The following is a 16,679-nucleotide window of genomic DNA, read 5'->3' as shown; positions in this document are numbered from 1 at the left end:
CCGGCGGTGAGCACCATCGAGCTGGAGGCCGTGTCGCGGTGGTACGGCAACGTGGTGGCGGTCAACGGCATCACCATGTCGATCGGGCCCGGCGTGACCGGGCTGCTCGGCCCGAACGGCGCCGGCAAGAGCACGCTGATCGCGCTGATGTCCGGCTTCCTCTCGCCGTCGGCGGGCAGCGTCACCCTCGACGGCACGGCGCTGTGGCGGCACACCGAGGCCTACCGCACGATCGGCCTGGTACCTGAGCGGGAGATCAGCTTCGACTACCTCACCGGGCGCCAGTTCGTGCTCGCCAACGCCGAGCTGCACGGGCTGCCCGACCCGGGCGCCGCGGCCCAGCGGGCGCTGGAGATCGTGGACATGGTCGAGCCGGCGGCGCGTCGCATCGGCACGTACTCCAAGGGCATGCGCCAGCGGGTCAAGCTCGCGTCGGCGCTGGTGCACGACCCCTCGGTGCTGCTGCTCGACGAACCGTTCAACGGCGTCGACCCCCGTCAGCGGCTGCACCTGATGGCGCTGCTCCAGCGGTTCGGCGCCGAGGGCCGCACGGTCCTGTTCAGCTCGCACATCCTCGAGGAGGTCGAGCAGGTCGCCCGCCAGATCGAGGTGGTGGTCTCCGGACGGCACGCCGCGTCCGGGGACTTCGGCGAGATCCGGCGGCTGATGACCGATCGCCCGGTGCAGTACGTCGTCGTCAGCAGCGACGACCGCCGGCTGGCCAGTGCGCTCATCGGCGAGCCGTCCGTGGTCGCGGTGGCGCTGCGGCCCGAGATCGGCGGCCGCCGCGGCGTCGACGTCTCGGTCTCGGACCTCGGCTCGTTCGCGGTCCAGCTGCCCCGGCTGGCCCGCGACTGCGGCGTACGCCTCCTCGAGCTGACGCCGACCGACGAGTCGCTGGAGTCCGTGTTCGCCTACCTGGTGGGGCGATGACCGTGCTGAACCCGACGATCCTGCGACTGTCGGCCCAGGCCCTGCTGGGTCGGCGGCGGGGCCTGGTGCTGATGCTGATCCCCGGGCTCGTGCTGGTGCTGGCGGTCGTGGTGCGCGCGCTGACCGAGGAGGGCGTGGGGTACGACATCGTCAGCGAGGTCGGGTACACCCTGGCGCTCCCGATCGTGGCGCTGCTCGCGGCGTCGGCGGTCCTGGGCCCCGAGATCGACGACGGCTCGATCGTCTACCTGATCGCCAAGCCGGTGCCGCGGCACGCGGTGGCGGTCAGCAAGTACGTCGTCGCCTGGCTCGCGACCGTCGCGCTCGGCGCCTTCCCGCTGTTCCTCGCCGGCGTGGTGCTCGACGCCTCGGAGCCCGGCCGAGCGGTCGCGTGGGGGTTCGCGTCCCTCGTCTCCGGGACGGCGTACACGGCCCTCTTCCTCGGCCTGGCGGCGCTCACCCGGCACGCGGTGGTGATCGGGCTCTTGTACGTGCTGCTCTGGGAGGGCCTCCTCGGCGCCCTGCTGACCGGCATCCGGTGGCTGGCCATCGGACCGTGGGGCCTGCAGGTCGGCTCGGCCATCAGCGACGCCGTCGACGAGCCGGGTACGGGGCTGACCTACGCCCTCCTCGCCGCCCTCGTCGTCACCGCCGGCTCGGTCTGGTTCGCCGGCGACCGCCTCCGCTCCTTCACCCTTCGCGGCGACGAGTAGCGCCGAGCTGCGCCCCCGACACCGCCGAGCTGCGCCTCCGACACCGCCGAGCTGCGCCCCCGACACCGCCGAGCTGCGCCCCCGACACCGCCGAGTTGCGGCCCGGCGCACCACCAACCCGTACCGGAGACGCAGCTCGCACGTACCGGAGGCGCAACTCGCACGTACCGGAGGCGCAACTCGCACGTACCGGGGGCGCAGCTCGAGGGGCTGACAGGATGGCGGCCGTGCCCGTCGCCCAACCCGTCGCCCAGTACCACCCCACCCAGCGCGAGCTCGACGACCTCGAGCTGCTGACCTCCGGCGCGCTCGCCCCCGTGGTCCGCTTCAACGAGCCCGGGTCCCCGATCACCCTCGCGCTGCCCGACGACCTGGCCGGCGTCGAGGCCGTCGAGCTGGTCGACCCCGAGGGGCTGCCCCTGGCGCGGGTGGCGGCCGACGGGAGCGTCGAGGCGCTCACGCACGCGCAGTACGGGCCGTTCCGCCGCTTGTACCTGACCCCCACGCAGGTCCGCGAGCAGTACGCCGGGTCCACGTTCGTCCCCGTCACCGACGCCCTCGACGAGGAGCAGATCGGTGTCCTGGGGGACGTGGACGGCCGCGTGGTGCTGGTCGCCCTGGTCGGGCACGGCACGCCCGAGCTGACCGCGGTCGGCCTGCTCCGTGCCACCCTCGCGGCCGCCCGGCGGCTCGCCGACGCCGCCGTGGTCGCCGTACCGCTGGCCTCGCACGGTGACGCCGAGGTCGACCACCATCTCGGGGTCCGCGTCATCGAGGCGTACGCCGCGGGCGACACCGTGCTCGGCGTCACCGAGGGCGACGCGCCGCTCAGCGACGAGATCGGCGCCATCGTCGACGCCGACCAGCCGGCGCCCGGTGCCCAGGGCGTCGTGCTGTTCTTCACCGGTCTCTCCGGCAGCGGGAAGTCGACGGTCGCCCGGGCGGTGATGGACCACCTCCTCGAGGAGGGCGCCCGGACCATCACCAGCCTGGACGGCGACGTGGTCCGCCGGAACCTCAGCGCCGGGCTGACCTTCTCCAAGGAGGACCGGGAGACCAACATCCGCCGGATCGGCTGGGTGGCCGCCGAGATCTCGCGGCACGGTGGGCTCGCGGTCTGCTCCCCCATCGCGCCGTTCGACGCGACCCGCCAGCAGGTGCGCGCGATGGTGGAGGACGCCGGCGGCGCCTTCTTCCTCGTGCACGTGGCCACGCCGCTGGAGGAGTGCGAGCGACGCGACCGCAAGGGCCTGTACGCCAAGGCGCGCCGCGGCGAGATCCCGGAGTTCACCGGGATCTCCTCGCCGTACGAGGCGCCGCAGGACGCCGCGTTGCGGATCGACACCACCGGGCGCAGCATCGAGGACTGCCGCGACGAGGTGCTGCGGGCCCTGGCGCCGTTGTTGGGATAAGCGCCTGATTCAGTAGAGTTCCTGAAGTTTGTCGTACTTCACCCCGAGGACCTCATGGCCGACCTGATCAGCGACTCGTTCTTCTCCATCCTCGCCGCCGGGTTCTTCGTCGGCATCGTGGTCGGGCTGACGGGGATGGGCGGCGGCGCGCTGATGACGCCGGCCCTGATCTTCCTGGGCGTCGGCGACGCCGCCACCGTGGTCACGGCCGACCTCACGGCGGCGGCCGTCTACAAGACCGGCGGCGCGATCGTGCACAAGCGCGAGGGCTCGCCGAACATGCAGCTGGCCAAGTGGCTGATCCTCGGCTCGGTGCCGATGGCCCTGCTCGGTCCTCACCTGGTGTCGTGGTTCACCGATCCGGAGGACCTCGACAAGACGCTCAAGCTCTGCATCGGGTTCGCGCTGCTGCTGGCCGCCCTGACCTACGCGCTGCGCCTCTACATCAACCTCCGCCGCGTACGCCGCGGGCACGAGCACGACGAGACCCCGAAGATCCGGCCGCTCGCGACCCTGCTGGTCGGCGCGCTCGGCGGCCTGCTCGTCGGCGTGACCAGCGTGGGCTCGGGCTCGGTGATCATGATCGCGCTGCTCATGCTGTACCCCGGCCTGGCCGCCGTGCGCCTGGTCGGCACCGACCTCGTCCAGGCCGTCCCGCTGGTGCTCGCCGCCGCGATCTCCAACATCGTGTTGCACGGCCTCGACTGGTCGCTGCTGATCCCGCTGGTGATCGGGTCGGTGCCCGGCACCCTGCTGGGCAGCAAGATCGCGCCGCGCGTGCCGCAGTCGTTCATCCGCCGCGGCATCGTGATCGTGCTGACGATGTCGGGCGTCGCGCTGCTCGACAAGGCCGGCTGGGCGCCCCTCGGTGCCGGGGACGACGACACCCACCCCATGCTGGTGGGAGTCATCGGCCTGGTGATGGTGGTCGTGGTGCCGTTCGTGTGGGGCCTGCTGCGCAAGCAGCAGGGACTGCCCATGTTCGGCTCCCCCACGGTCGCCGAGCTCGAGGGTGACCGGTACGAACGGGCCGGACGAGACCGTCCGGCGTGAGCGTCCGCACACCGCTCGCGATTCACGGCACCCCTGTGAGGCCCCGATAGCATGACGAGGATCCGCTTCCGGAGAGGTACCTGACGACACGATGAGCACCGCCCAGAACTCCGCACCAGACACCGCCCCGGCCACCCATGCCGACTACCAGCTGAGCCAGCTCGACCAGCTGGAGGCGGAGTCGATCCACATCTTCCGCGAGGTGGCCGCCGAGTTCGAGAAGCCCGCCCTGATGTTCTCCGGCGGCAAGGACTCGATCGTGATGATGCGGCTGGCCGAGAAGGCCTTCTACCCGGCCAAGATCCCGTTCCCCGTGCTCCAGATCGACACCGGCTACGACTTCCCCGAGGTGCTGGAGACCCGTGACCACTGGGTCCAGCGCCTCGGCGTGCGCCTCATCGTCGCCAGCGTCGAGGACGCCATCGCCAACGGCATCGTCGTCGACGACGGCAAGACCAGCCGCAACCGGCTCCAGACCGGCACCCTCCTCAACGCGATCGAGGAGAACGGCTTCACCGCGATGTTCGGTGGCGGCCGCCGCGACGAGGAGAAGGCCCGCGCGAAGGAGCGCGTCTACTCCCACCGCGACGACTTCGGCCAGTGGGACCCGAAGATGCAGCGCCCCGAGCTCTGGAGCCTCTACAACGGCAAGATCCACTCCGGCGAGCACATGCGGATCTTCCCGATCTCCAACTGGACCGAGCTGGACGTCTGGGACTACCTCGGGCGCGAGGGCGTGGAGCTCCCGTCCATCTACTTCTCCCACCAGCGTCGCGTCTTCCAGCGCGACGGCATGTGGATGTCGGAGAGCGAGCACAACCCGCTGCGCCCCGGCGAGGTCGTCGAGGAGCGCACCGTCCGGTTCCGCACCGTCGGCGACATCACGCTGACCGGCTGCGTGGAGTCCGAGGCCGACACGATCGAGAAGATCATCGAGGAGGTCGCCGTCGCGCGGATCACCGAGCGCGGCGCCACGCGCGGTGACGACCGCTTCTCCGAGGCGGCCATGGAAGACCGCAAGAAGGAAGGCTACTTCTGATGGACCTGCTGCGATTCGCCACGGCGGGCTCCGTCGACGACGGCAAGTCGACCCTCATCGGCCGGCTGCTGTACGACTCGAAGTCGATCTTCGAGGACCAGCTCGAGGCGGTGGAGGCCACCAGCGTCTCCAAGGGCCACGAGTACACCGACCTGTCCCTGCTCACCGACGGCCTGCGCTCCGAGCGCGAGCAGGGCATCACCATCGACGTGGCCTACCGCTACTTCGCGACGCCCAACCGCAAGTTCATCATCGCCGACACCCCGGGCCACGTGCAGTACACCCGCAACATGGTCACCGGCGCCTCGACCGCCGACCTCGGCCTCGTGCTCGTCGACGCGCGCCAGGGCCTCACCGAGCAGTCGCGCCGGCACGCCGTGCTCCTGTCGCTGCTCCGGGTGCCGCACCTCGTGCTGTGCGTGAACAAGATGGACCTCGTCGACTGGTCGGAGGAGGTCTACGAGCGGATCCACCAGGAGTTCACGCAGTTCGCGACCAAGCTGTCCATCCCGGACCTCGAGGTCATCCCGATCTCCGCCCTCAACGGCGACAACGTCGTCGACCGCGGGGAGAACTCCCCCTGGTACCACGGCCCCACGCTCATGCACCACCTCGAGCACGTCCACGTCGCCTCCGACCGCGACCTGGTCGACACGCGGTTCCCGGTCCAGTACGTCGTCCGCCCGAAGTCCGACGCGCACCACGACTACCGCGGGTACGCCGGCCAGGTGGCCGGCGGCGTCCTGAAGAAGGGCGACGAGGTCGTCGTGCTCCCCAGCGGCATGACCTCGACGATCGAGGGCATCGACGTGTTCGACAAGGAGGTCGACGAGGCCTTCCCGCCGATGTCGGTCACCGTCCGCCTGGCCGACGACGTGGACGTCTCCCGCGGCGACATGATCGCCCGCGTCAAGAACGCCCCGAAGCCCGCGCAGGACATCGACGCGATGATCTGCTGGATGACCAACGCGCCGCTGCGGCCGCGCGCCAAGCTCGCGATCAAGCACACCACCCGCATGGGCCGGGCGCTGGTCAAGGACATCCAGTACCGCCTCGACGTCAACACCCTGCACCGCGACCAGGACACCAAGGAGCTCGGCCTCAACGAGATCGGCCGCATCCAGCTCCGCACCACGGTGCCGCTGCTGTGCGACTCCTACGCCAAGAACCGCACGACGGGTTCGTTCATCCTCATCGACGAGGCCACGGGCGTCACGGTCGGTGCGGGCATGATCAACAACGCGAGCTGACCTCTCGATGAGGACTCGGGCGGCCGCAGTGGCCGTCTGGGCGGTCGCGTTCGCGACCCGCATCGCCCTGGTCCTGATCGCCGGCGGCACGGGCGCCGTCATGGAGAACGACGACGGGGTCTACCTCGGCGCGGCCATCCGGGCCACCGGCGGCGACCTGCCGTACCACGACTTCCTCTTCGTGCACCCGCCCGGGATCGTCTACCTGCTCTCGCCGTTCGGCTTGCTGGCGCACGTCACGTCGGATCCCTGGGCGATGCTCGCCGCCCGGGTCGCCGTGGCCGCACTCGGCGCGTCGACGGCCGTGCTGATCTACCTGGTCGTGGCGCAGGCCGACCGCCGAGCCGCCCTCTTCGCCGGCGTGTTCTACGCCGTCAGCAGTGCGGCGCTGGCGGGCGAGCGCACGGTGATGCTCGAGGCGGTGCTCAACTTCTGCCTGGTCGGCTCCCTCTGGTGGCTCGGTCCCACGCGCCGGCGACAGGTGCTGAGCGGCGCGCTGGTCGGCCTCGGCGCCGCCACCAAGCTCTTCCTGCTGCCCGTGGCGCCCGTGCTGCTCTGGGCGGTCTGGCGTCGGCGCGGAACGCGTGCGGCCATGACCTGGACCGCGGCGGCGAGCCTCGTCGTCGTCGTGCTCGTGCTGCCCGCCCTGCTGGTCGCCCCGTCCGGGTTCGTCGACCAGGTCTTCGGCTACCAGCTGGGCCGTGCGCGGGTCTGGACGGGCTGGGCCTCGCGGGTCCAGTACCTCGACTGGATGGGCGGACCTCCGCCCATCGGCCGCGTCCTCGGCACGGGCGGGATGGCCGCTCTCGGCCTGGCGCTCCTGCTGTTCGCGATGCTCGCCCTGCGCTCCGAGCGGGGACGCGTGTGGGCCGTCCTGACCCTGGTGACGACGGCCGTGGTGATGGCCGGCCCGCTGTTCTTCGACCACTACGCGGCGTTCGTCGCGGCCCCGGAGGCGGTGGCGATCGGCTTCGCCCTGGCCGAGACCAGGCTCCTGGCGCGCCACCTCCGGGTGCTCGTCCCGGTCGGTCTCGCGGTGGCGGCGTTCGTGGTCGCCGCCGGCCTCCGCCAGGCGACCAGCGTCTCGGACTTCCCGGCCGACGGCGTCACCGCCGCCCTCGGCGACGAGCAGTGCGTGTGGACCCGCACCGCCTCCACCGCGATCGCCGTGGACCGCGAGCAGTCACCGTGCGCCGGCTCGCTCGACGACTACGCGACGGTGCTGGCGAGCGGCGGCGGCACGGGCACCATCGAGGAGTACCGGTTGTCCGCGGCGTACCAGCGCCAGACCCTCGCCGACCTCGACCGGGCCGATGCGGCGGTGCTGTTGCCGGGTGACCGGGAACGCTGGACGGACGCGACGGCGTCGGCCTTCGACGAGCGGTTCCCGTCCGTGGAGCTGGTCGGACAGGTGCTGGTGTGCCGGCGGCCCTGACGCGTCAGCCGACCGGCACGTAGTACCGGTAGTCGACCGTGAACGACGCGATGTCGTAGGAGTCACCGACGCTCGTGGAGAAGCCCCACGAGACCGACGCGTGCTGGTCGGGCAGGTACGGCGGGGCCACCAGCCCGGCGTGCAGCCAGGGCATCGACGCGGTGGCGTCGCCGGGTCCGATGGTCCGGTAGCCGCTCAGGCTGCCGACGTCGTCCGTACCGGGCGTGGTCGGACCTCCGGTCGCCGTGATCCGGTAGGTGTCGACCGGCGCGCCGAGGACCGGAGGGGCGGCCGAGAGCCACGCCCGGGTGCTGCCGTTGTCCGGGCACGCCCGGAAGCTGAGGCCACCCGGGAACCGGTCGCTGGCGACGGGGAAGCAGCCCTGCGTGCACGAGGGACCGCAGCCCGCCGGCGTGTACCGGGTGGCCGAGGCGGCCGGCACCGTCGTCGTCCAGAGAGCTGCCTTCAGCTGCTGGTGGGAGACCGTGATCGGAGCCGAGTACGTCGACTCGTTGCCGGCGGGGTCGCGTACCCGCACCCGCGCGGTGTACGTGCCCTCGGGCACGGGCTCGCCGCCAGGCCCGCGGGCGTACCAGGAGAAGGTGAAGGTGAGCCCGCTCCCGTCCTGCCATCCGTACTGCGGGGTCCACCCGCGTTGCCACACGGTCCGGTCGGAGCCGTCGACGACCGTGAGCTGCAGGTCCAGCACGGGGCGCGGCTCGTAGGTCCCGTCGAACGGGGTGGCCGCCTCCTCGGCGTTCCAGCCTTCCCGCAGGTAGACGAGGGCGACTCGGTCGCTGACGACGCCGGCCTTCGGGTACACCGCCGGGCGGCTGGTCAGCAGCCGGCCTGCGTCGGCGATCCGGTCGACGTACGTGGTGACCCCGACCAGGGTGTGCTGGCCGCCTCCCTCGGCGTGGATCAGGATCTCGAACGTGCCGTCGTGCACCCTCGGGCCACCGTTCCGGGTGCCGTCCCAGGTCCAGGCGTGCACCCCGGCACGGAGGCGGCCCAGCATCACCGGCCCGCGGACCACGTCGCCCGCCCGCTCGACCCGGACGGTCACGTCCGCGGCCCTGGTGAGGGAGAAGCGGATCCGGGCACGGTCCTGGCGCCCGTCGCCGTCCGGGGAGAAGGAGATCGTCTGCTGGGCCAGGTGCACGGTCAGGTACGGCCGAGCCGCGGAGACGGCGGGAGTCGTGGCGGCGGCGAGGAGGAGCGCCGTCAGCGCGAGGAGCCACCGGCGGGCGTTCACGAGACCTCCACGTAGTGCTGGTACTCGACGGTGAACGACGCCAGGTCGTAGTCCTGGGTCGTGGTGAAGCCCCACGTCGCCGCGAGGTCCTGCTCCGGCAGGTATGGGTAGTGGCTCAGGTCGACGCTCCCCCAGCCGGTGGTGACCGTGGCGTCCCCGGGACCCATGGTCAGGCCGCTCAGCTTGCCCGCGCCGGTCCCGCCGGCCGTGGGTGGACCACCTGTCGCCGTCACCCGGTACGTGTCGACGGGTGCGGCCGCGAAGGGCAGCGGGAGCGCGAACCTGGCGTAGGTCTGCGCGTCGTACCCGTATCCCAGGCAGTCGCGGAAGCTCAGGCCCCCCGGGAAGCGGTCGCTGTCGACGGGCGAGCAGCCCTCACCGCAGCCGTTGCAACCGGGCGGCGAGATGCTGCCGGTGCGCTCGGTCGTGGCCGGGTCGAGGTGCACCGTCAGCGTCTCGGCGACGAGCTGCCGGTGCGAGACACGGACCTGCTGGACGTACGACGTGACGTTTCCGGCGGCGTCGGTGACGAGCAGCCGCGCGTCGTACGGTCCCGCCGCGACGACCGTGCCGTCGCTCCGGCGCCCGGCCCAGACGAACCTCGTGGACATGCCGCCGACCCGGTGCGCGGCCTCCCAGACGACCTTGCCGCGGCGGGACACGACGCTCAGGCGCGCCCGCAGGGGGATGCGCGCGCCGAAGTAGTCCTCCCCGGGGTAGGCGTCCTCGGTGGGGTTCCAGCCCTGCCGCAGGTACGTCAGGAGCACGCTGTCGTCCACGACGGTGGCGTCGGGGTACACCGTCGGCCGGCTGGTGAGCAGCGTGCCCTGGTCGCCGTCGGTGTCGACAAGTGCCTGCGTGCCCCAGCGGTCGACGTTGGTGCCGCGCTTGACCCTGATGTCGATGAGGTACGAACCGTCCGCCACCACGAAGCCGGCGTCGTCACGACCGTCCCAGCGCCAGTGGTGCTGTCCTGGCTGTTGGTGGGTCCGGACGACGCGGCGCAGGACCTCGGAGTTGACCGCGGAGCGGACCAGGATCCGCACGCCGGCCGGCTTCTCGACCGGGTACGGGATGCGCACCGTGTCGGCGACCCCGTCACCGTCGGGTGAGAGGTACGCGTGGTTCGGCGGCTCGGACTCGCGTCCCACCGACGCGGTGGCCTCCGTCGGCAGGAGCGCGACCAGGCCGACGACCAGGCCGACGACCAGGCCGGCCGCCAGCGCCACGGCGGAGCGGGGTCTCATGCCCCATGTGATGCGCCGGATCAGTCCTTGGTTCGGTCGCCCGGGACGGCTGTCGGGACGGGCGTCAGGGCACCGGCGCCGTCCCGAGGATGGCCGCTCCACGCACGGTCCCTCCCGCGTCGTCCTACCCGCACGACGCCGGGCGGAGCCCTCCGGTTCGCCGGGGTCAGCGCAGGTGGGGACGGACGTGGAGGCCGACCTCGGGGTCGACCACGACCTCCTGGGCGGCGGGCATGCCATCGGCGTCGAGGGTCGCGTCCGACGCGACGTTCCGCTTCACGACGGCCAGGGCGATGGGGCCGAGCTCGTGGTGCCGGGCCGAGCTGCCGACGAACCCGACGGTCTTGCCGTCGAGCAGCAGGTCCGCGCCCCGGGCCGGCAGGCGGTTCTCGGTCCCGTCGAGGTGCAGCAGGATGAGCCGCCGCGGCGGACGCCCGAGCGTGTGCACGCGGGCGACGGTCTCCTGGCCCCGGTAACAGCCCTTGTCGAGGTGCACGGCCGGACCGACCCAGCCCACCTCGTTGGGGATGGTCCGATGGTCGGTGTCGAGGCCGAAGCGCGGTTCGCCGCGGGCGATGCGCAGCGCCTCGAAGGCCCAGGTGCCCGCGGGACGGCCGGCCGCGGCGGCGTACGCCTCGAGCTTGTCACGCGGGACCAGCTCGTACGCCGCGGCGGCGTCGACGCCCTCACGCGGCCGCCACGTCACGGCGATCTCCTCGGTGACCTCGGCCACCTCGACCCGCATCATGAACCGCATCCGGTCGAGGAACTCGACCAGCGCCACCGCGGCGCCGGGCTCGGTGTGCGCGGTGAACGCCTCGCCGTCGTCGACGCCGGTGAACGCGTGCTCGACGTGGCCCTGCGGGGACAGGATGAGGGCCTCGGTCCACCGGCCGGCGGGCAGGCCCTCGAAGTACTGCGTGGTCAGCGAGTGCAGCCAGGTGAGCCGGTCCGGGCCGCTGATGCGCACGACGTCGCGGTGGGACAGGTCGACGAACGCGTCGTAGGCCTCCAACGCCCGCTGCTCGGTGTTGAACGATCCGTAGTGGGCGGCCACGCCGGCGTCGATGCCGTCGCCCGCCACCGCGCCGGGCAGCGTGAGCAGGGCGCTGGTCATGCCTGCTCCCCCGGGCACTCGACACAGGTGCCGAAGACCGTCAGGTGGCCGACGTCCACCACGAAGGCCTGCTCGTCGCGCAGGCGGTCGGTCACGGGCTGGAGCATGTCTGGTCCAACCGACACGATGCGCCCACAATTCCGGCAGACCAGGTGGAAGTGCTCGTGGTCGGTCACGGAGTGGTACGTCGGGGCGCGGTCGCTCAGGTGCGCGTGCCGGACGAGGCCGAGCTCCTCCAGCACCTCGAGCGTGCGGTAGACGGTCGAGGCGTTGACCGCCGAGGAGTGCTGGCGAACCTCGGCGAGCACCTCGTCCGGCGTCGCGTGGCCGAGCCGGTCGACGGCGGCCAGGATCAGCTCGCGCTGCGGCGTCAGCCGCAGGCCGCTGTCGCGCAGCCGGCTGCGCAGGTCGACGTGCTCGTGGCTCACCCGGTCCCCCGGTGGGACCCGACGTGGCCGCCGCCGTCGTCGCGCTGCAGCCGCGCCCAGGTGTGCGGCTGGAGCTCCTGGCCCACCGCGGCCATGTCGTAGGCGTAGAGCAGGTCGCCGTCGACGTACCCGTAGAGCCGCTTGCCGGCGGTGTAGTCCTTGGCCGTGGCCGTCCGGGCCACCGCGTCGGTGACCATCTCGATGCGCGGCTGGTCGGGGTGGATCTCGCCGTGCCAGATCTCCACGAACCCGGTGTTGTGCGCCATCACGACCTCGACCGTGCGATCGGCCTGCGGCCGGAGGAAACCGGTCTCCTGCGCCGCGTTGCGGACGAACGTGCCGTCCTCCTGCTCGATCCAGGCCCGGCTGAAGTAGTGGATGAAGGGCCGGCCGTCCTGCTGGAAGACGACCTCCTGGCCGAACTGGAAGCCCTCGATCGTCGGGTACTCGCCGTGGCCGTTCCCCCGCCACGAGCCGATCATCCACGCGAGCGGCGCACACAGCTCGTGGATGTTCTCGGGGATCTCGAACGGCATGGGCCCACCTTAGTGTTGGCGGGTGACGAGAAGACTGGTCGTGAAGGTGACGTGCGGGGCCGAGGACGCCGAGCGCTGCAACCAGGCGTTCACGGTGGCCGCGGCCGCGGTGGCGGCGGGCGCGGACGTCGGCCTGTGGCTGACGGGCGAGGCCGCCTGGTTCGGCGTACCGGGCCGGGCCGAGGAGTTCTCCCTCGACCTGGCCGCACCCCTCGCCGCCCTGCGCGACGCCGTCGTCGCCGGCGGCCAGGTCACGGTCTGCACCCAGTGCGCCCAGCGGCGCGGGATCGTCGAGGCGGACCTGGTGCCCGGGGTACGGATCGCGGGTGCCGCCACCTTCGCCGAGGAGGTCCTCGCAGACGGGGTGCAGGCGCTGGTCTACTGACCGCTCCCGCCGGTCGAGGAGCGGAGCGTCAGCGATCCTTCACGCCGAGCAGCTCACGGGCCTCGGCGGTGGTCATCGGCGTGCGCTGGGCGAGGCGGCCCACCTCGACCGCGCGCTCGACGAGCTGGGCGTTCGACTCGACGGGCACGCCCTTGCTGATCGTGAGCACGTCCTCCATGCCGACACGGAGGTGGCCGCCCTTGGACAGGCTGGCGTACATCACGTTCAGCGTGGACCGGCCGATGCCGGTCGCCGACCACGAGGTGACGGAAGCGGGCAGGTCGCGGACGGCGGCGACGAGCGCGTCGGCGGTGCCGTTCATGCCGCCGGGCACGCCCATCACGAGGTCGCAGTGGACCTTCCCGCCGTACGGCGGCCCGTACTTGTCGAGCAGCCGACTCAGGGCGTGCACCTGGCCGAGGTCGAACAGCTCGAACTCCGGCACCACCTCGCGCTCCTGGGTGAGCTGGTAGAGCTCGGTCACGAACGGCCACGGGTTGGAGAAGACGTCGTCGCCGAAGTTCGTGGTGCCCATCGTCAGGCTGCAGGAGTCCGGCTCGGCGTCGAGCACCTTCAGGCGCAGGTCGAGCGGGTCGTGCACCGAGCCGCCCGTGGAGAGCTGCACGACCAGCGACGTCGCCTCGCGCAGCGCGGCCACGGTGTCCTTCAGGCGCTGCCCGTCCAGCGTGGGCCGGTGATCGGCGTCACGGATGTGCACGTGGATCATCGCGGCGCCGGCGGCCTCGCAGGCGACCGCCGTCTCGACGAGCTCCTCGAGCGTCGTCGGGAGCTGGGGGCAGTCGGCCTTGGCGGTCTCGGCCCCGGTGGGCGCGACGGTGATCAGGAGGCGGTCGGCGGGCACGGTCACGCCCGCATCCTGGCAGCGACCCGGGCCCGATTGCGAACCCGCGTCACGCCTTCACGATGAACGCGATCCCGGGGTAGACCGCGACCTCCTGGACGTCCTCGAACCGAGGTGCGGAGCGGGTGCCCAGGTCCGGCATGAGGTCGCTGAACGTGACGTCCTGGGCCTGGACCGAGTCGAGCAGCTCGCGGAGCAGCCCCAACGCCGAGCCGTCCGGCGTGGGCTCCCCGCCGCCGAAGTCGGGGTAGTAGGACGTCGACAGGTCCTCGATGACGTACACCGCTCCGCTGGCCATGAGGGGCCACAGGAACTGGAACGACGCCCAGATGTGCTCCCCGACGTGGGAGCCGTCGTCGATGACCACCATCGGCGCCCCGTTGTTCTCCACGATCCGGGCCAGATCGGCCGGGCTGCTCTGGTCGGCCTGCTCGAACCGGACCCGGTCGCCCCACTCGATGACCTTCGGCACGATGTCGATCCCCACCAGGGTCGACCGCAGGAAGTAGTCGCGCCAGATGCGCAGCGACCCGGAGGGCGACTCGCTCTCGAACCCGCCGACCCCGATCTCGTAGACCACCTGCTTGTCCAGCCGGAGGTGGCGGAAGTGCCGCTCGTAGAACGGGAAGTAGCCGTGCTCCAGCTTGTCGGTGTCGCCGTAGAAGCGACCCAGGGCAGTCAGCCTGTTGGCGAGGCCGAGGGCCTGGCCGGTGCGCAGCTTGCGGGCGACGCGACGCGCGGTCGTTCCCGAGATGGCTGCCATGTGGCCACCCAAGCACGGATCGGGGTGGCGGACCTCACCCCTGAGAGCGCGGGCCGCCTCGATCACTCCACGAAGCGACCGGCGTTCAGGTCGGGCTGGGTGCCGTCGAGGTCGGTGAAGCCGTACTCCCGGGCGAGCACGGCGACGTCCATGGTGCGGCCCGTGAAGCGCATCGCGTCGGGGTCGGCCGCCAGCGCCACGACCGCGCGCGCTGCGTAGTGAGGAGTCTCCGTGCGGCCGTCGAGCTCCCCGGGCTCGTGGTGCACCTCCATCAGCTCGGTGCGCATCCAGCCCGGCGCCACCGCGATGCACGGGATGCCCTTCTCGCGCAGGTGGTGGCCGAGGGCGTAGACGAGGCGGTTCTTCGCGGCCTTGCTCGACTCGTAAGGAACCCACGCGGGCGGCTCGGGCGTGTGCCAGGTGGTCGTCAGGATGATGCCGCGGCCGGCCGGGCCCATCGCGTGCTTGAGGACGGTCAGGTCGGTCACGAAGTCGGAGTACGCCCCGGCCAGCAGCATCGCGCGGAACTGCTCCATCGGCTCGTCCCAGACCTCCTCGCCGTCCACACCCTCGTGGAAGTCGTGACCGCCCCACGCGTTGTTCACCAGCACGTCGATGCGGCCGTGCCGGGCGAGCAGGTCGTCGACCAGGGCCCGAACAGCGTCCGGGTCGGTGTGGTCGCAGGTGACGGCCTCCGCCGACCCGCCGGCCTCCGAGATCATCTCGACCGTGCGGTCGAGGGTCAGGTCGTCGACCGCGGTCTGGGTCGCCGATCCCCTCCGGCTGCGCCCGGTCGTCACGACGTGCGCGCCGGCGGCCGCCAGCTCCCGCGCGACCGCGCGCCCGAGTCCGCGTGAGGCGCCCGAGACGAGCGCGATCCTCCCGTTCAGGTCCGTCATGGCACGACAGCATCACATCGACCACCGACACCGCTGGATCGCGATTGCGGTGACCGACGGGTCAGGCGGCCGACGCCAACCGGTAACGCACGAACACCGGCACCGCGAGCGCTGCCACCACGACGAGCACGACCACCAGGACACCGCCTCCGGCCGCGGCCGCCGCCGTCCCGACCATCGCCGCCGCTGCACCGTGGGCGGCGTCCGCCACCCGCGGGCCACCCGCGACGACCACGATGAAGATGCCCTGGAGCCGCCCGCGCATGTGGTCGCTCGCCGACGCCTGGAGCATCGAGGTGCGGAACGCCGCCGACGCCATGTCCGCGGCTCCGCCGACCACGAGCATCACGACGGCGGCCCACAGGAACACCCCGGCGTTCCCGTCCGCGACGCCGACCGCGACGCCGAACCCGACCATCGCCATCCCCCAGATCACGATGCACACGACGACGGCGAGCCCCTGCCGCCGTACGCGCGAGACCCAGCCGGAGAAGATGCCGCCCAGCACGGCGCCCGCGGGGATCGCCGCGAACAGCAGTGCGAACGCCAGCCCGCCGCTCGCCGGGCCGCCGAAGTCCAGGTGCGCCACCTGGGGGAACAGCGCGCGAGGCATGCCGAAGACCATCGCGATGATGTCGACGAGGAAGGACATCAGCAGGACCGGGTGCCCGCGCAGGTAGCGGAAGCCGTCCACCACCGACCGCCACCCCGCCGGTCCACCCGGCGACTCCGGGTGCCTATCCGGGCGCAGCCGTGGCAGCTTCACGACGGCGTACAGCGTGGCGAACAAGGTCACCGAGTCGACGAGGTACAGCCAGGAGTAGCCGAGCACGGGGATGAGCGCGCCGCCCACGAGTGGCCCGGCGATGCCGCCCACCTGGAAGATCGTCATGTTCAGCGAGTTGGCCGCGGGCAGCTGCTCGATCGGCACCAGCTTGGGCAGGATCGCGCTGCGGGTGGGCTGGTTGACCGCGAAGAACGCCTGCTGGACCGCGAACAGCACCAACAGCAGCCAGACGTTCCCGACGTCGAGGGCGGCCTGCACCCAGAACGCCACGCTGGTGAGGATCAGGCCGCTGGTGGTGATCAGCAGGAGGGTGCGCCGGTCCATCACGTCGGCGAGCGCGCCGCCGTACAGGCCGAAGATCACCAGCGGCACCAGGCCGAACAGGCCGGTCAGGCCGACGTACGCCGAGGAGCCGGTGATCTCATAGATCTGGGCCGGCACCGCGACCACCGTGAGCTGGGCGCCGACGACGGTGACGATGTTGGCCACCCAGAGGCGCCGGAAGTGCGGGCTGGTCAGCGGACGGGTGTCGGCGACCAACCCCCGCAGCTGCACGTCGCCATCG

The 16,679-nt window shown here is 71.9% G+C and carries 17 protein-coding genes; 8 read left to right on the top strand and 9 right to left on the bottom strand.

Going from position 1 to position 16,679, the window contains the following annotated elements; all coding sequences use genetic code 11:
- Positions 1-6: 6 nt before the first annotated feature.
- From ISU07_RS20010 to ISU07_RS19980, 7 genes are all read left to right on the top strand, one after another.
- Positions 7-933, top strand: coding sequence for an ABC transporter ATP-binding protein (locus ISU07_RS20010; RefSeq protein WP_194708601.1), 927 nt, complete (start codon positions 7-9; stop codon positions 931-933).
- On the top strand, positions 930-1,646 hold the full coding sequence (locus ISU07_RS20005; protein ID WP_194708600.1) for an ABC transporter permease subunit: 717 nt from the start codon (positions 930-932) through the stop codon (positions 1,644-1,646). Before ISU07_RS20010 ends, ISU07_RS20005 begins: the two co-directional genes overlap by 4 nt.
- A 227-nt stretch (positions 1,647-1,873) precedes the next feature.
- The gene (gene cysC, locus ISU07_RS20000) at positions 1,874-3,058 is read left to right on the top strand and encodes an adenylyl-sulfate kinase (protein ID WP_323742725.1); all 1,185 of its coding nucleotides are present in this window, start codon (positions 1,874-1,876) and stop codon (positions 3,056-3,058) included.
- Between the two features lie 54 nt (positions 3,059-3,112).
- Complete coding sequence (locus tag ISU07_RS19995; RefSeq protein ID WP_194708598.1) at positions 3,113-4,111, top strand: sulfite exporter TauE/SafE family protein; 999 nt, start codon at positions 3,113-3,115, stop codon at positions 4,109-4,111.
- Positions 4,112-4,202: 91 nt separating this feature from the next.
- Complete coding sequence (gene cysD, locus ISU07_RS19990) at positions 4,203-5,150, top strand: sulfate adenylyltransferase subunit CysD (protein WP_194708597.1); 948 nt, start codon at positions 4,203-4,205, stop codon at positions 5,148-5,150.
- Positions 5,150-6,400 carry a sulfate adenylyltransferase subunit 1 gene (locus ISU07_RS19985; RefSeq protein WP_194708596.1) on the top strand — a complete coding sequence of 417 codons (1,251 nt, stop codon included), beginning with the start codon at positions 5,150-5,152 and terminating at the stop codon, positions 6,398-6,400. The genes cysD and ISU07_RS19985 overlap by 1 nt, the downstream gene beginning before the upstream one ends.
- 7 nt (positions 6,401-6,407) lie before the next feature.
- Positions 6,408-7,835, top strand: coding sequence for an ArnT family glycosyltransferase (locus tag ISU07_RS19980; RefSeq protein ID WP_194708595.1), 1,428 nt, complete (start codon positions 6,408-6,410; stop codon positions 7,833-7,835).
- A 4-nt stretch (positions 7,836-7,839) separates the two neighbouring features.
- On the opposite strand, the gene ISU07_RS19975 is transcribed toward ISU07_RS19980, so the two are convergent.
- The 5 genes from ISU07_RS19975 to ISU07_RS19955 all read right to left on the bottom strand — a co-directional run bounded on the left by ISU07_RS19975 (position 7,840) and on the right by ISU07_RS19955 (position 12,418).
- On the bottom strand, positions 7,840-9,090 hold the full coding sequence (locus ISU07_RS19975) for a FlgD immunoglobulin-like domain containing protein (RefSeq protein WP_194708594.1): 1,251 nt from the start codon (positions 9,088-9,090) through the stop codon (positions 7,840-7,842).
- Positions 9,087-10,337 carry a FlgD immunoglobulin-like domain containing protein gene (locus tag ISU07_RS19970; protein ID WP_194708593.1) on the bottom strand — a complete coding sequence of 417 codons (1,251 nt, stop codon included), beginning with the start codon at positions 10,335-10,337 and terminating at the stop codon, positions 9,087-9,089. Before ISU07_RS19970 ends, ISU07_RS19975 begins: the two co-directional genes overlap by 4 nt.
- A gap of 166 nt (positions 10,338-10,503) precedes the next feature.
- A complete protein-coding gene (gene ygfZ / locus ISU07_RS19965) occupies positions 10,504-11,454 on the bottom strand; it encodes a CAF17-like 4Fe-4S cluster assembly/insertion protein YgfZ (protein WP_194708592.1) in 951 nt (316 codons plus the stop codon).
- Positions 11,451-11,882: a Fur family transcriptional regulator gene (locus tag ISU07_RS19960; RefSeq protein WP_194708591.1), complete on the bottom strand. Its 432-nt coding sequence runs from the start codon at positions 11,880-11,882 to the stop codon at positions 11,451-11,453. Before ISU07_RS19960 ends, ygfZ begins: the two co-directional genes overlap by 4 nt.
- The gene (locus ISU07_RS19955) at positions 11,879-12,418 is read right to left on the bottom strand and encodes an FABP family protein (RefSeq protein WP_194708590.1); all 540 of its coding nucleotides are present in this window, start codon (positions 12,416-12,418) and stop codon (positions 11,879-11,881) included. The genes ISU07_RS19960 and ISU07_RS19955 overlap by 4 nt, the downstream gene beginning before the upstream one ends.
- 22 nt (positions 12,419-12,440) lie before the next feature.
- On the opposite strand from ISU07_RS19955, the gene ISU07_RS19950 reads away from it, so the two are divergent.
- Entirely contained in the window at positions 12,441-12,803 is a 363-nt protein-coding gene (locus tag ISU07_RS19950) for a DsrE family protein (RefSeq protein ID WP_194708589.1), read from the top strand.
- Positions 12,804-12,831: 28 nt separating this feature from the next.
- Here the strand turns inward: ISU07_RS19950 and ISU07_RS19945 are convergent, their stop codons facing one another.
- From ISU07_RS19945 to ISU07_RS19930, 4 genes are all read right to left on the bottom strand, one after another.
- A complete protein-coding gene (locus ISU07_RS19945; RefSeq protein ID WP_194708588.1) occupies positions 12,832-13,671 on the bottom strand; it encodes a BKACE family enzyme in 840 nt (279 codons plus the stop codon).
- A gap of 43 nt (positions 13,672-13,714) precedes the next feature.
- On the bottom strand, positions 13,715-14,428 hold the full coding sequence (locus tag ISU07_RS19940; protein WP_194708587.1) for a class I SAM-dependent methyltransferase: 714 nt from the start codon (positions 14,426-14,428) through the stop codon (positions 13,715-13,717).
- Positions 14,429-14,490: 62 nt separating this feature from the next.
- Positions 14,491-15,327, bottom strand: coding sequence for an SDR family NAD(P)-dependent oxidoreductase (locus tag ISU07_RS19935; RefSeq protein ID WP_194708586.1), 837 nt, complete (start codon positions 15,325-15,327; stop codon positions 14,491-14,493).
- Positions 15,328-15,388: 61 nt separating this feature from the next.
- A complete protein-coding gene (locus ISU07_RS19930) occupies positions 15,389-16,669 on the bottom strand; it encodes an MFS transporter (protein WP_323742724.1) in 1,281 nt (426 codons plus the stop codon).
- Between the last annotated feature and the right edge of the window lie 10 nt (positions 16,670-16,679).

The organism is Nocardioides islandensis, from assembly GCF_015352455.1.
GTDB lineage: Bacteria > Actinomycetota > Actinomycetes > Propionibacteriales > Nocardioidaceae > Nocardioides > Nocardioides islandensis.
This window is presented reverse-complemented; position numbering and strand designations above follow the sequence as displayed.